General features: G+C 40.6%; 13 protein-coding genes. 11 read left to right on the forward strand and 2 right to left on the reverse strand.

Annotated elements, in window-relative coordinates; genetic code table 11:
- Positions 1 to 108 precede the first annotated feature (108 nt).
- Positions 109 to 1,635: a glucose-6-phosphate dehydrogenase gene (gene zwf / locus J0A69_RS05160; RefSeq protein ID WP_236032651.1), complete on the forward strand. Its 1,527-nt coding sequence runs from the start codon at positions 109 to 111 to the stop codon at positions 1,633 to 1,635.
- Between the two features lie 40 nt (positions 1,636 to 1,675).
- The gene (gene pgl, locus J0A69_RS05165; RefSeq protein ID WP_206585430.1) at positions 1,676 to 2,392 is read left to right on the forward strand and encodes a 6-phosphogluconolactonase; all 717 of its coding nucleotides are present in this window, start codon (positions 1,676 to 1,678) and stop codon (positions 2,390 to 2,392) included.
- Positions 2,393 to 2,433: 41 nt separating this feature from the next.
- Here pgl and ruvB read toward each other — a convergent pair whose 3' ends face one another.
- Complete coding sequence (gene ruvB / locus J0A69_RS05170; RefSeq protein WP_206585431.1) at positions 2,434 to 3,465, reverse strand: Holliday junction branch migration DNA helicase RuvB; 1,032 nt, start codon at positions 3,463 to 3,465, stop codon at positions 2,434 to 2,436.
- 122 nt (positions 3,466 to 3,587) lie between these two features.
- Here ruvB and J0A69_RS05175 point away from each other — a divergent pair, with 122 nt between their 5' ends.
- The 5 genes from J0A69_RS05175 to acs all read left to right on the forward strand — a co-directional run bounded on the left by J0A69_RS05175 (position 3,588) and on the right by acs (position 9,643).
- Complete coding sequence (locus J0A69_RS05175; RefSeq protein ID WP_206585432.1) at positions 3,588 to 4,652, forward strand: FAD:protein FMN transferase; 1,065 nt, start codon at positions 3,588 to 3,590, stop codon at positions 4,650 to 4,652.
- A gap of 133 nt (positions 4,653 to 4,785) precedes the next feature.
- Entirely contained in the window at positions 4,786 to 5,538 is a 753-nt protein-coding gene (locus J0A69_RS05180) for a ZIP family metal transporter (protein WP_206585433.1), read from the forward strand.
- Positions 5,539 to 5,719: 181 nt separating this feature from the next.
- Positions 5,720 to 5,983 (forward strand): DUF4212 domain-containing protein, encoded by a 264-nt coding sequence (locus J0A69_RS05185; RefSeq protein ID WP_206585434.1) that lies wholly within the window; start codon positions 5,720 to 5,722, stop codon positions 5,981 to 5,983.
- 27 nt (positions 5,984 to 6,010) lie between these two features.
- Positions 6,011 to 7,696 (forward strand): sodium:solute symporter family protein, encoded by a 1,686-nt coding sequence (locus tag J0A69_RS05190; RefSeq protein ID WP_206585435.1) that lies wholly within the window; start codon positions 6,011 to 6,013, stop codon positions 7,694 to 7,696.
- A 54-nt stretch (positions 7,697 to 7,750) separates the two neighbouring features.
- Positions 7,751 to 9,643, forward strand: coding sequence for an acetate--CoA ligase (acs, locus tag J0A69_RS05195; protein WP_206585436.1), 1,893 nt, complete (start codon positions 7,751 to 7,753; stop codon positions 9,641 to 9,643).
- 45 nt (positions 9,644 to 9,688) lie between these two features.
- On the opposite strand, the gene J0A69_RS05200 is transcribed toward acs, so the two are convergent.
- The gene (locus J0A69_RS05200) at positions 9,689 to 9,862 is read right to left on the reverse strand and encodes a hypothetical protein (RefSeq protein WP_206585437.1); all 174 of its coding nucleotides are present in this window, start codon (positions 9,860 to 9,862) and stop codon (positions 9,689 to 9,691) included.
- Between the two features lie 105 nt (positions 9,863 to 9,967).
- On the opposite strand from J0A69_RS05200, the gene J0A69_RS05205 reads away from it, so the two are divergent.
- From J0A69_RS05205 to J0A69_RS05220, 4 genes are all read left to right on the forward strand, one after another.
- Positions 9,968 to 11,914 carry a DUF294 nucleotidyltransferase-like domain-containing protein gene (locus J0A69_RS05205; protein WP_206585438.1) on the forward strand — a complete coding sequence of 649 codons (1,947 nt, stop codon included), beginning with the start codon at positions 9,968 to 9,970 and terminating at the stop codon, positions 11,912 to 11,914.
- A gap of 44 nt (positions 11,915 to 11,958) precedes the next feature.
- Positions 11,959 to 12,582 (forward strand): 3'-5' exonuclease, encoded by a 624-nt coding sequence (locus tag J0A69_RS05210; protein WP_317194840.1) that lies wholly within the window; start codon positions 11,959 to 11,961, stop codon positions 12,580 to 12,582.
- 135 nt (positions 12,583 to 12,717) lie between these two features.
- On the forward strand, positions 12,718 to 13,959 hold the full coding sequence (locus J0A69_RS05215) for an LGFP repeat-containing protein (RefSeq protein ID WP_206585440.1): 1,242 nt from the start codon (positions 12,718 to 12,720) through the stop codon (positions 13,957 to 13,959).
- Positions 13,960 to 13,978: 19 nt separating this feature from the next.
- Positions 13,979 to 14,467 carry a HEAT repeat domain-containing protein gene (locus tag J0A69_RS05220; protein ID WP_206585441.1) on the forward strand — a complete coding sequence of 163 codons (489 nt, stop codon included), beginning with the start codon at positions 13,979 to 13,981 and terminating at the stop codon, positions 14,465 to 14,467.
- The last annotated feature ends 27 nt before the right edge of the window (positions 14,468 to 14,494 follow it).

Genomic DNA, 14,494 nt, shown 5'->3' on the forward strand with positions numbered 1-14,494 from the left:
AAAGTTTTCAATAACCTTTCAAACTGAGGAACCAGAATGCAATAAATTTCATTTGGAACTCGAAGCTTTTACAAACTACCTGCGAAAACAGAAAACTGAGACCCGCACATGAAAAAAACATTAAACCAGATGCTCATTATATTTGGAGCTTCCGGAGACTTAACCGCTCGAAAACTAGTACCAGCACTATACAACTTATACAAGGGAGAGCATCTTCCTGAAAACTTTGTGGTATTGGGAGCGAGCAGAAGTAATATTTCGAATGAAGATTTTCGCAAGAAAGTAGTTCAGGAAAGTGAATTTTTAACTGAGCAGATCAGTAAAGAGGACAAAGCTTATATCGAAAAATTCTCCGACAAGCTATTTTACCATGATTTGGGCAGCGAATATGACTCCGATTACAAAACTTTGGCAGAGAAAATCGCCAAATTAAACAAGGAGTTTGGATGTGATGAAAACTATATTTTTTACTTATCCACTCCTCCAAGTTTGTACGAAGTGATTGCCAAGAATCTTTGCGAAGCTGGTCTAACCAAAGAGGATAATGGCTGGAAAAGAATTATCGTTGAGAAGCCTTTTGGCTATAGTTTGGAAACTGCCAAAGAGCTGAATGAAGGCTTGCATAAATATTTCAATGAGCCACAGGTTTATAGAATTGACCATTACTTAGGAAAAGAAACTGTTCAAAATCTCTTGGTGACTCGTTTTTCAAATTCGATTTTTGAACCGACTTGGAACCGACGTTACATTCACCATGTAGAGATCACCAATGCCGAAACGGTGGGTGTAGAAAAGCGTGGAGGCTATTATGATAAATCTGGCGCTCTTCGTGACATGTTCCAAAGTCATTTGCTTCAGGTCCTTTCTCTAATTGTGATGGAGCCGCCAATCAACTCCAGCGCTGAAGAAATCCGAGATGAAAAGGTGAAAGCCTTGAAATCACTAAGAATCATGAAGGATGAAGATGTTTTGGCTACTCACACGCTAAAAGGGCAATATGTAGCTTCTACTATCAATGGCAAAAAGGTAAAAGGCTATCGTGAAGAGGAAGGAGTAGATCCTGATTCTAAAACGGAAACATACGCGGCGATTAAGTTTTTTGTGGACAACTGGAGATGGAAGGATGTGCCTTTTTATGTGAGAACGGCTAAGTACATGCCTACTAAAGTAACTGAAGTTGTGATTCACTTTAAATCACCGGCCCATGAGGTTTTCAAAAGTCATGATGCCTATCGCAAAGACAATAAATTGATCATCCGAATCCAGCCAGACGAAGGAATTCTGATCAAGTTTGGAGTGAAAGTTCCGGGACTCGGATTTAATGTAGAGCAGGCGAATCTCGATTTTTATTATTCAGACCTTGATTCGGCTCAGGTTATGGATGCATATGAAAGGCTTCTTCTTGATGCCATGCAAGGTGATGCAACTTTGTATGCCCGAGCTGACGAAGTGGAGGCTGCCTGGAAATTTGTGGATCCGATTTTGAAATTCTGGGAGAATGAGGATGTTCCAACCTATGGATATGCAGCTGGTACATGGGGTCCAACTAATTCAGATGAATTGTTTGATGGTCATTTTGGCTGGAGAAATCCAGGGAAAAAGCTTACTGACGAAACCGGATTCTGTATTCTCTGATCAGATAAAAACTTATTTATTCTAAGCAAATCAACAAGTAATGAATATCACCATATCAAGCTCCAAAGAGGAATTAGCTGAAGATTTTGCAGAATATCTTCTTCAATTATCTGAAACCGGAGAGCAAGTTCATGTTGCACTTTCCGGAGGAAGTACTCCAAAAGCAATTTTTGATTTTATCGCAGAAAACCTTGGAGATACAATCCAATGGAAAAATATCCACTTGTATTGGGGAGATGAACGCTGTGTGCCACCAACTGATCCAGAGAGCAATTTCAAAATGACGGTGGATCACCTGCTTTCTAAGATTGAAATGCCAGAATCTAATATTCATAGAGTTTTAGGTGAAAATGATCCGGCCTCAGAAGCTGTTCGCTATGGAGCTTTGCTAGAAAAGAATTTGCCTAAAAATGATGGTATCCCTCAGTTTGATTTGGTGATGCTGGGAATGGGTGATGACGGTCATACTGTTTCTATTTTTCCAAATGCAATAGAGTTATGGGACGCTGAGGAAAACTGTGTTGTGGCAACTCATCCGGATTCTGGTCAAAAGCGCGTAACGATTACAGGTAAAATTGTCAATAATGCAAAAGCTGTGGCGTTTTTAGTAACTGGGAAAAATAAAGCAGAAAAGCTGGAAGAGATCATTTACGAGCATGGTGATTTCGAATCTTATCCTGCAAGCCTAGTGAAACCGAAAAGCGGAAATCTAATTTGGTACGTGGACGAAGAGGCTGCGGCAAATCTGGAAGTCTAGAATAAAAAAGAGTCTGTTGAATTGACAACAGACTCTTTTTTTTAGCTATCAAATAAGCTTCCCATTCCTTGGGAAGGCTTAATATTGAGATGTTTGTAAGCCAATTCGGTGGCCATCCTTCCTCTGGCTGTTCTTTTTAAATAACCCTCCTGAATCAAAAAGGGCTCATATACTTCTTCTATTGTTTCGGCTTCTTCACCACATGCTGTAGCAATGGTGCTCAATCCAACAGGACCTCCTTTGAATTTTTCGATAATGGTCAAAAGAATTCTATTGTCCATTTCATCCAATCCATTCATGTCCACATCCAATGCATCCAAAGCAATTTTTGCAATTTCAATAGTGATAGTGCCATTGCCTTTTACTTCAGCAAAATCCCGGGTTCTTCTAAGGAGCATATTTGCGATTCTCGGTGTTCCACGGCTTCGTCTTGCGATTTCATAAGCTGCAATCTCATCGATTGGCGTCTGTAAAATACCTGAAGATCTCGTGACGATATCAGTCAATAATTTGGCATCGTAATATTCCAGTCTGGAATTGATCCCAAATCTGGCTCGAAGAGGGGAAGTCAAAAGTCCCGAGCGTGTTGTCGCTCCGATCAAAGTAAAAGGAGCAAGGGAAATTTGGACAGAACGAGCATTTGGCCCAGAGTCCAGCATAATATCAATTCGAAAGTCTTCCATCGCAGAATACAAGTATTCTTCCACAATGGGATTCAAGCGGTGAATTTCATCGATAAATAAAACATCACCTTCTTCGAGATTGGTGAGCAATCCTGCCAAATCAGAAGGTTTATCCAATACGGGGCCTGACGTGATTTTTATTCCTGCCTGGAGTTCATTGGCGATGATATGACTAAGCGTGGTTTTACCCAAACCCGGAGGTCCATGAAGTAATACATGGTCCAATGGTTCACTTCTTCTTTTGGCTGCGAGTACAAAAACCCGCAAATTCTCAACGATTTTGAACTGTCCGGTAAAGTCTTCAAAACTCAAAGGGCGAAGCGCCTTTTCGTATTCTTTGTCTTTCGAACTTAGATGTTCTTCGTCACCTTTCAGATAATCTTCTCTCATAGCAATAGCGTACTCTTACAAAGATAGAAAAATACCCATGCGGGAAACGGGATTTTTGAACTGGCTTCATTCCAGAGAAACTGAAAAATAAGCCTTAACTTCGCAGCGAAAATCAGAATTGTATGCGTCCCAATACCCGTAAAAACATCGTTTATTCCCTTATTCTGTTGGCAATGGTTATCCTGGTTTACACTTGGAGAAACCAAAAACAAAGTGAGCAGGAAGAGGATCAGCAAGTGGAAGTTTCTGGAAAATTGACGCTTTCCGGAAAAACTATGGGGACGACTTACAACATTACTTATCTGGACGAAGACGGACGTGATTTTCAACCTTCCATAGATTCTATTTTGGTGGTTTTCAATCAAAGTCTTTCTACTTATATCCCGGATTCAGAATTGAGCCAGTTTAACCAAAAAGATACACTGGACTTCAATTTGCCATACTTCCCAGCAGTACTTCAAGCCAGCAAAGATGTTAACCAGAAAACCTCAGGAGCTTTTGATCCTACCGTTGGGCCTTTGGTGAATATTTGGGGATTCGGTCCTACAGGCCCTGAATTGAAAGACAGTGTGGATATCCAAAATTTATTACAACTGGTTGGCTTTGATAAAGTAGACTTTGATTCCAAGCAGGTAAGAAAAAAAGTGCCGGGTATTTATCTTGATTTTAGTTCTATTGCCAAAGGCTATGGCGTTGATGTGGTAGCGAGGTTGTTGGATCAAAAAGGAATCAGCAATTATTTAGTGGAGATAGGAGGGGAATTGGTAGCTAAAGGAGTGAATGAAAACGGAGAGCTTTGGAAGGTGGGGGTGAATAGACCAGATGAAACGGCAAGTGCTTCAGACCTGTACAGCATCATCGCCCTTCAGGATAAGGGAATGGCGACTTCAGGAAATTATAGAAATTTTTATGTCAGAGATTCAATCAAAATCTCCCACACTATTAATCCAGCGACAGGATACCCTGTTGCCCACAATCTTTTAAGTGCCACAGTTATTGCAAATGACTGTATGACTGCGGATGCTTATGCTACTGCTCTGATGGTCATGGGAACTCAAAAAGCGATTGAGTTGGATTCTGCTTTGGATGAAATCCAGATTTTCCTGATCTACAGCGATGAATCAGGAACTTATAAAACTTTCGCAAGTGAGGAGCTAAAACCATTTCTTTCCTTCCTTCAAGAATAGGGACTCTGATTTTTATCTTATTTAGATTGGAAGGAAAAGGCTTCAATAATTTTAAATGCAACATTATTGAATTTTCTTACCTTTGCCGGGGTTATACCTCCAACTTTCCATAAAAGGAAAGCAAAACTCGGACATGGGATTAAATTTTCTTCTGCTTTTTGTAACTGCTCTTGGCGCTGGATCACTGGTTTTTATAGCACCAAAATTCCGAGATAAGTATTTCAAACTTGTACTTGTATTTGCTGGTTCCTACCTGTTTTCAATAACGATCCTGCATATCCTTCCTGAATTATTCCATAGTGGCTATGAAGGAGGAAAGATGGGCCTTTACATTTTGATTGGATTTTTACTCCAGCAATTATTGGAGTTTTTGTCCTCAGGAATAGAACATGGGCATATTCACCATCATCATGGAGAGACCAAATCAGGGATTTTCACTGTTATGATAGGCTTGTTTATCCACGCATTTCTAGAGGGAACACTTCTTTCCCATGGATCCTTGATTGGTGCAGAGTCAGAGGCTTTTGGTCATGTTCATAATAGCAAAACTGTACTGTTGGGAGTGATTATGCACAAAGGCCCGGCAGCATTTGCCTTGGCTGCAGTCTTAAGCAGCTCTCTCTCTAAAAAATGGACCTTAATATTATTGGCATTATTTGCTTTTGCTTCACCTTTGGGGATGTTTTCCAGTGCATTTTTATTCCAAAATGGCTTGCTTGAAAAAGAAGGTGTCGGGATGTTATTCGGCTTGGTAGCCGGTGGTTTTTTACATATCTCCACAACGATATTCTTTGAAAGCAGTCCTCATCACAAATTCAATTGGAATAAATTGCTTGTGAGTTTCTTCGCTGCAGGTCTCGCCATCTTGTCTGAATATTTTATTTAAGACAGAAATTCTTTTACATCTATCAAGGAATGTGATTTTGTGTAAGTGGAGGCTTTCGAAATAAAATCATGTTCTCCGCTTCAAATACCTTAATTTTTCATTAATTAATGGAAAATGGGTTGCTTTTCGTCAGAATCTGCCTTTACTTTTAAAATTGATTTTAAAATAAACCCCAAAGAACATGGCGCAGGATCCTGGCAAAATGAAAGCCTATTGGAAAAAGAACCTGAAGACTCTTTTTATTCTTCTTTTTATCTGGTTTTTGGTCTCCTTCGGGTTTGGGATTTTATGGGTTGATGAACTGAACAATATCAGATTGGGAGGATATAAACTTGGGTTTTGGTTTGCTCAGCAAGGCTCTATTTATTCATTTGTTGTCCTGATTTTTATATATGTCTATCGAATGAATAAGCTAGACAAGGAATTTGACGTCAACGAAGAGTAATCAAACCACCCAAAATCACCTGAATCAATGGATATTTTAACCTGGACTTATATACTTGTCGGACTCTCGTTTACCTTATATATAGGTATTGCCATTTGGACGAGAGCTGGATCAACCAAAGAATTTTACGTGGCGGGAGGTGGAGTTTCTCCATTGGCTAATGGCATGGCCACGGCAGCAGATTGGATGTCAGCGGCCTCATTCATTTCAATGGCTGGAATCATTTCTTTTGCCGGCTATGATGGATCAGTTTATCTCATGGGATGGACTGGAGGCTATGTTTTGCTGGCTTTATTATTAGCTCCTTACCTTCGCAAATTCGGAAAATTCACAGTTCCTGATTTTGTGGGAGATCGCTATTACTCCAATACAGCCAAGGTAGTGGCGGTAATCTGTGCGCTCTTTATTTCATTCACCTATGTAGCAGGGCAAATGCGCGGAGTTGGAATCGTTTTTTCTAGGTATCTGGAAGTACCAATTGAATGGGGAGTAGTGATAGGAATGTGTATTGTTTTTTTCTATGCTGTTTTGGGTGGAATGAAAGGAATCACTTATACCCAAGTGGCGCAGTATTGTGTATTGATTTTTGCTTACATGGTTCCTGCCATTTTCGTTTCCATGCAATTGACAGGCAATCCGATTCCACAGTTGGGTCTTGGAGGAGAATTAGCTGACGGAACGGCCCTCTTAGATAAGCTAGATGGGGTTTTGGGAGAATTGGGGTTTGCTGAATATACTGCCGGGCGAAAAGGGATGATGGATATTTTTATGATCACTCTAGCCTTAATGGTAGGCACGGCTGGTTTACCTCATGTGATCGTAAGATTTTTTACGGTGCCCAAAGTTAAAGATGCCAGGCTTTCCGCAGGTTATGCGCTGGTTTTCATTGCAATTCTTTATACAACTGCGCCAGCAATCGCAGCCTTTGGAATCTACAATGCAATCAACAGTACTTCAGAAAAAGAGATTTCTACCTTACCAGTTTGGGTTTCCAATTGGCAAAAGACCAATCTGATAGCTGTGGATGATAAAAACGGTGATGGGAAAATTCAATATGTGGCAGATCCAGCTACCAACGAACTGACAATTGATCGGGATATCATGGTTTTGGCAAGTCCGGAAATCGCAGAGCTTCCCAATTGGGTTGTAGGACTGGTAGCTGCTGGCGCAATGGCAGCAGCACTTTCAACAGCTGCTGGTTTGCTTTTGGTGATTTCCACTTCGGTTTCCAGAGATTTATTTAAGACTTTTAGACCTGATATTTCTGAGAAGAAAGAATTGAGGATAGCTAGAATTGCAGCTGCAGGTGCAGTTTTATTGGCAGGATATTTTGGTGTGAATCCCCCGGGATTTGTCGCCCAAGTAGTAGCTTTTGCCTTTGGTTTAGCCGCTGCCTCCTTTTTTCCCGTAATTATAATGGGCATCTTCTCTTCCAGAATCAACAAGGAAGGAGCTATTGCAGGGATGATTTCTGGGCTGATTTTCACTTTGGCCTACATCATCTATTTTAAATTTATAGCCCCTGAACTGAATACTGCGGACAACTGGTGGTCTGGAGTTTCTCCTGAAGGAATTGGCTCCATAGGCATGTTTATCAATTTCTTGGTTTGCATTGTCGTTTCAAAATTCACACCGGCACCCCCACAGGAGGTTCAGGACATGATCCAAGAAATTAGAATTCCAAGAGGTGCAGGAAAAGCCATAGATCATTAAGCTTTACTCAGCCTTAAATAATGAAAATTAGATTATCGATAACCCAATAGTATCATGAGTGATAGAATACATACCCTGAGCGGGTACCTACATGAATATCAAAAGAGTGTTGCACAGCCTGAGGAGTTTTGGGCAAGAATAGCTGATTCCTTCCATTGGAGAAAAAGGTGGGATAAAGTGCTGAAGTGGAATTTTGAAGGGCCTGATGTAAAATGGTTTTTAAACGGCAAGTTGAATATTACCGAGAATATTTTTGAGCGATACTTATTCACCATAGGGGATAGACCGGCTATCATCTGGGAAGCCAACGATCCCAATGAAGCGGGTAGAACCCTAACTTATAGAGAGCTTTACCATGAGGTTTGTCGCTTTGCAAATGCCATGAAAAAGAAAGGTATTGGCAAAGGGGACAAAGTGATTATTTATATGCCGATGGTGCCGGAAGCAGCTATCGCAATGCTTGCCTGTGCCAGAATCGGAGCCATTCATTCTGTGGTTTTTGCGGGATTTTCCAGTAATGCTTTAGCTGATCGGGTTAATGACTGTGAAGCCAAAGCCATTTTGACATCAGACGGAAACTACCGTGGCAACAAAAAAATACCTGTAAAAGCGGTTGTAGACCAAGCTTTGGAAAAGAGTAAAGTAGAGACTGTCATCGTATATCAGCGCACCAACCAAGATGTGACAATGCAGGAAGGAAGAGATTTCTGGTGGCATGATGTCATTGCGAATGAATCTGACGAAAGTCCTGCGGAAGAAATGGATAGCGAAGACATGCTTTTCATCCTTTATACTTCAGGGTCTACGGGTAAGCCAAAAGGAGTAGTGCATACCACAGGAGGATACATGGTTTACACTAAGTACTCTTTTGAGAATGTCTTTCAATACTCCCCAGGAGATGTGTACTGGTGTACGGCAGATGTTGGATGGATTACAGGTCATTCGTACATCGTTTATGGACCTTTGCTGGCCGGCGCGACTACCTTGATGTTTGAGGGAGTGCCGACATTCCCAGATGCAGGAAGATTCTGGGCCGTAGTGGAAAAATATAAAGTAAACCAATTCTACACCGCCCCAACAGCAATCAGAGCATTGCAAGCCTACGGAACTGAATTATTCCAGAAATACGATTTGAGTTCATTGAAAGTATTGGGCTCTGTAGGAGAACCAATCAATGAAGAAGCTTGGCATTGGTACCACACTCATGTGGGCAAAAACAAATGTCCTATCGTTGATACCTGGTGGCAAACTGAAACGGGTGGAATTATGGTTTCGCCGATTGCAGGAATTACGCCTACGAAACCTGCATATGCTACCCTTCCGCTTCCAGGAGTTCAGTTGTGTATTGTTGATCCGGAAGGAAATGAATTGACGGGAAATTCTGTTGAAGGAAACCTTTGTATTAAATTTCCTTGGCCATCTATGATCCGTACAACCTATGGAGATCATGAGCGCTGTAAGCAGACTTATTTCTCCACTTACAAAGGAATGTATTTCACGGGTGACGGTGTCAAAAGGGATCACGATGGATACTACAGAATTCTAGGTAGGGTGGATGATGTAATCAATGTTTCAGGTCACCGAATGGGTACAGCTGAGGTAGAAAATGCCATCAACGAACATCCAAAAGTGATCGAATCAGCAGTAGTCGGATATCCTCACGAAGTAAAAGGGCAAGGAATCTATGCTTATGTGATTTGTGATATGACCAATAGAACGGAGGATAATCTGATCAATGAAATCAAAGAGATGGTTTCCAGTATCATTGGGCCGATTGCAAAACCCGATAAAATTCAGATTGTGCCTGGATTGCCAAAAACCAGATCCGGTAAAATCATGCGAAGAATCCTGAGAAAAGTAGCTGAAAACAATTTGGATAATATGGGAGACACAAGTACGCTCCTAGATCCAGATGTGGTGAGTAAGATTATTGAAGGAAGGAAATAATCCAAAAATGAAATGAAGAGTCAAGATTAAGTCTTGGCTCTTTTTTTAAAGTTTTGGTGCTGAATCTTCTTCTTCCGCATCAATCTCTATCGAAGAAGTAATTGAATCTGGGGAATCCATCTCTTGCTTATAGAAGTTATGAACGCCAACCATGAAGGCAACCAACAATGCCCAGCATAATTTTCGGAAGGATTTGAAGGCTTTTTTCAGGATTTTCATGGCAAAGGTTTGAAATCTTTATTTATCAAAGCCTGTGCCTCAGTAATTTAAGTGCCAAAATGTCTGAATTCATATGAGTATTGCCGGATTTAGTATATTTCACCTATGGCCAATGTAATCATCCACAGGGTTGCTGAATTTCTCAAGAACTTCCCTCCTTTTTCATTTTTGAGTCCTGAAGATCTGGAAGCTGTGGCTTCAAAGGTTGAGATTAAATACTTTGAAAAAGGAGAAAAGCTATTTTTGCAAGGAGAACCGGCCAAGCCTCATTTTTTTGTTTTGCGGGAAGGAGCGATAGAATTATCGGAAAACAAATCGGGTGGTCCTGAAATCAAAGAATACTGCGAGCAGGGGGATGTTTTTGGAGTCTTGGCATTACTTGGGAAAAGGCCTTATGTTTTAAATGCCATTTTTTCCGAAGATAGCCTGGTCTATTTTATTCCTGTGGAAGTTTTTGAGTTGATTTTAGAGCATAATAGCAAAGTTGCCCTCTATTTTGCTGCGGGTTTTGCGAGTGGGCAGGTTGTTTTCAAACAAGATCTTTCTGAGGGTCAAAAAGCAAGAGGATTACTAAGAGGAGAAACTTTGGACGATTCTCTTTTGATTTTTTCTGATCCAGAGTCAATAAAAGTTTCCGAAAATGTCTTGTGCTGCAAAGGAAATACATCGATACAAAAAGCAGCACAGCTAATGACTCAAGCGGATGTCAGCAGTATTGTCGTTGTGGATTCTAATAATTTTCCTTTAGGAATCCTGACCGACAAGGATTTCAGAACCCGCATTGTTTCTGAAGCTTTATCATTGGAGCATCCGGTTTCTGAGGTTATGACCTCCAACCTCATTGTAAAGAGGAGAAGCGCTTCTTTTTCAGAATTATACCTGAGTATGATTAAAAATCGCCTTCATCATTTGATTTTGACGGAAGATGGAACTGATCAAAGCCCAGTCGTTGGAATCTTATCAGATCACGATGTGCTGCTTTCTATGGGAAATAGCCCCGCTGTTTTGATTCATGCGCTATTGAATACTTTCGATCTAAACGAGATAAGGGAAATCAGAGACAGAGCAGAGCAGATGCTTCGGTATTATCTTGAAAATGAAGTTGCCATGGATTTTGTCGCATCTGTTATGACAGAGATAAATGATGTGATCATCTCACAAGCAACTCAGCTGGCAATCAGGAAACATTCGAAAGACTATCCTGAATTGGAACAGGTAAAGTTTTGCTTCTTGGCTTTAGGAAGCGAGGGGCGTGAGGAACAATTACTCCGAACAGATCAAGATAATGCTTTAGTCTACGAGGATGTTTCCGAGGATTTGAAAACAAGTGCTTCAGAATATTTTCTGAAAATAGGGAGTGAAATCGTAGAGGTTCTGATCCATAGTGGATTTTCCCCTTGTCCCGGAGAAATCATGGCCAGTAATCCAAAGTGGGTTCAACCTTTGGCGGTTTGGAAGGAGTATTTTACAGATTGGATTGTGAAACCAACTGAACAGGCAATTTTAAACTCTTCTATTTTCTTTGATTTTAGGCCAGTAGCTGGATCAAAAATTTTGGCAGAATCACTCACAGATCACATTTATGATGAGGTCGGGAAGAAGCATTTCTTCTTGAATTTTCTTGCCAAGAATGCCTACATGAACCCTGCTCCTTTGGGCTTTTTTAAAGGGTTTATGGTAGAAAAGTCAGGTGAGCATAGTGATCATTTTGACATCAAAGCCAGAGCGATGTTGCCATTGACTGATCTCGCTCGATTGCTGACATTAAGCCATGGATTGGTTAGGATCAATAACACTTTTAAGCGATTTGAAAAGTTAGCTGAATTGGAACCCAATTATTCAGAATTGTTCCTACAGGCAGGAAAGGCCTACGAAATTCTTATGAGAATGAGAGCCTTGGAAGGGCTCCAGCATAAGAATAACGGGCGATTCATTGACCCGGAAAAGCTTGGGAAACTTCAAAAACAGCTACTGAAAAACACTTTTTCTCCTATTTCAGAGCTTCAGGAAATTGTAAAAGTCAGGTTCCAATTGGATTATTTTGCGAAATGAGTTGGTGGCCATTTAATAGCTCTAAGCCCGTTCAAAAGGATTTTGTGAAGGAATATCTAAAGAATTCCCAAAAGGAAATCCCGGGTATTCGTCTTTTTGATCAGCTTTCATTTGTCGTATTAGACACTGAAACAACTGGTCTCAATCCAGAGACAGATCATGTGTTATCCTTTGGTGCGGTGAAAATCAACTCGCAAAGTATTCAGGTTGCAAGTGCAGTAGAATGGTATTTGAGTTCATCTAAGAAAGGAAAGGAAGCCATCCAAATCCATGAGCTAATTGGGAATAAAATGGTATTAAGTTTAGCTGATTTTTCCTCTCAATTTCTTCAATATATAGGGAATAATATCATTGTCGGGCATCATGTAGGCTTTGACTTAGAAATGCTTAAAAAAATAGTAAAACCCTTTGGGCTGACTCGCTTTCCTAACCCATGTATAGATACAATGAATTTGGCGATCAGGCTTGATTATGGATTGAGAGCAGATCGAAATTTGATCCCCTTAAAAAACTATTCTCTGGATGCTCTTTGTGATCGCTATGGAATTAAAACAGAAGATAGGCATACTGCTGGAGGTGATGCTTTTCTCACTGCCAATTTACTCCTGAAGCTTTTGAAAGCTGCTGAAAAAAAAGGGATAAACAACTGGAGCTTACTCAATAAGTAGGGAGAGTTTTTGTTGAGCTATTTTAATAAGTTTTGAATTTTTTAAAGATTCGTATAAAAACTGTAAGTATTTTAATATCAGATAATTAAACGTATATTTAAGAGGTTTTTTTGTCTAATTTTTCAATACAATTCTATGTCAAAATTTAAAATAGACCCACAATTACAGGTTCAAAATGAACTTTTAGAAAAACTGAAAAATCTGCAAGCCATTCCTGTTCATCCGATCACGACTAAATACTGGTCACTAGGTGGTTCTGGAGGATGGCTAGGTACTTCTACCACCGGAATTCTGAAATGTCCGGATGGAATTGGATCTTTTCAGCATTATGTCAATGGTTCCATCTACTATCATCCGTCAACCGGTGCACACGAGGTACATGGTTTGATCAGGGCTAGATGGAAAAGTTTAGGATGGGAAAGAAGCTTTTTGGGATATCCCAAAACTGATGAAACGGCAACCCCGGATGGAATCGGAAGATTCAACCACTTTCAAGGAGGAAGCATTTATTGGTCTCCGTCTACCGGAGCTTGGGAAGTTCATGGAGCAATCCGTAGTAAATATTCCAGTTTGGGTTGGGAGAGAAGTTTCCTTAGATACCCTTTGACCAATGAGACTACTTGTCCGGATGGAGTTGGTAGGTTCAATCATTTCCAGGGGGGAAGTATTTATTGGACTCCCAGTACTGGTGCGCATGAAGTTCATGGAGCAATCCGCTCTCATTGGGCATCGTTGGGTTGGGAAAGAAGTCCATTGGGATATCCAACTTCAGATGAATTAGTAGTTTTCGGAGGAGATGGAAGAATTTCACATTTCCAGCACGGAAGTATCTATTGGTCTTCCACGGCTGGAGTCAGAGTATTGAAAGAACGCATTCGAGTGCACGTCAAAATATTGACGATGCCTACCCGCTTTACAATCAATGAGCAATTCGCAGCTATGCAGGAAGTGTATGCCATGGCTGGGATTCGGGTAGATTGTGCCACCACAGAAAATCTGAATTTGCCTTCTTTGGCTGATGTGGATGTTGGCGGATGCACAATGGGATCTGTGACAGCAGAGCAAATCACATTATTTGGCAACCGTAACTTTGTCGGTTCAAATGATGTCGTCGTTTACTTTGTCAACAGTACAGTGCCGGGATACAATGGATGTGCAGCATATCCATCAGGAAGACCCGGTTGTGTGGTAGTTCGAACAGCTAGTCGCTGGACATTAGGTCACGAATTTGGGCATGTTTTAGGATTAAATCATGTCAATAACAATGACCGATTAATGACTGGAAATGGTACATTTAATATTACCAACCCTCCACCGAATCTGACTTCGGGAGAATCCAGTACCATGCGATCCAGTGGACTTAGTACCAATCTTTAACCCAAAATTTTTAGAACTTATGGCACAATCAAGAAAAAAAGCAGCCACAACAGGCTTTGATCCACAGGAACTTTTGGATTTCCTCAGACAAGATGAATTAGATTATCCAGCAGGTGCGGCCAAATTTGGGAAAGAAGCACTTCCATTGTTAAAAGAGCTGATAGCTGGTTCTGACGAGAATCTTTCTATGAAAGCAGCTTATCTGGTCGGATACATCGATGATGAAAGTGTTGGAGATATTCTGAAAGAAGCAGCAGAAAAAGGATCTTCCACTATTCGGATTGCAGCAGCCTTTGGGGCTCAAAAAAGATCTCCGGAAGTGGCAGAAGCAATTTTGAGCAAATCTCTTGACGATACAAATCCTTCCGTTGTGAAATTTGCAATGAGGTCAGTTTCAGCGATGAAATTGGGTAAAAACCTAAAATCTAAAATCGATCATATCTCGAAGAATTTCATGGATGAAGACATCAAGAATTCGGCAAAGGATCTCATGAAAAAGATTAAGTAATAGTAAGTTGTACCCTGAATAAGAAGG

Origin of the sequence: Algoriphagus pacificus, from assembly GCF_017254845.1 — a bacterium.
Lineage (GTDB): Bacteria > Bacteroidota > Bacteroidia > Cytophagales > Cyclobacteriaceae > Algoriphagus > Algoriphagus pacificus.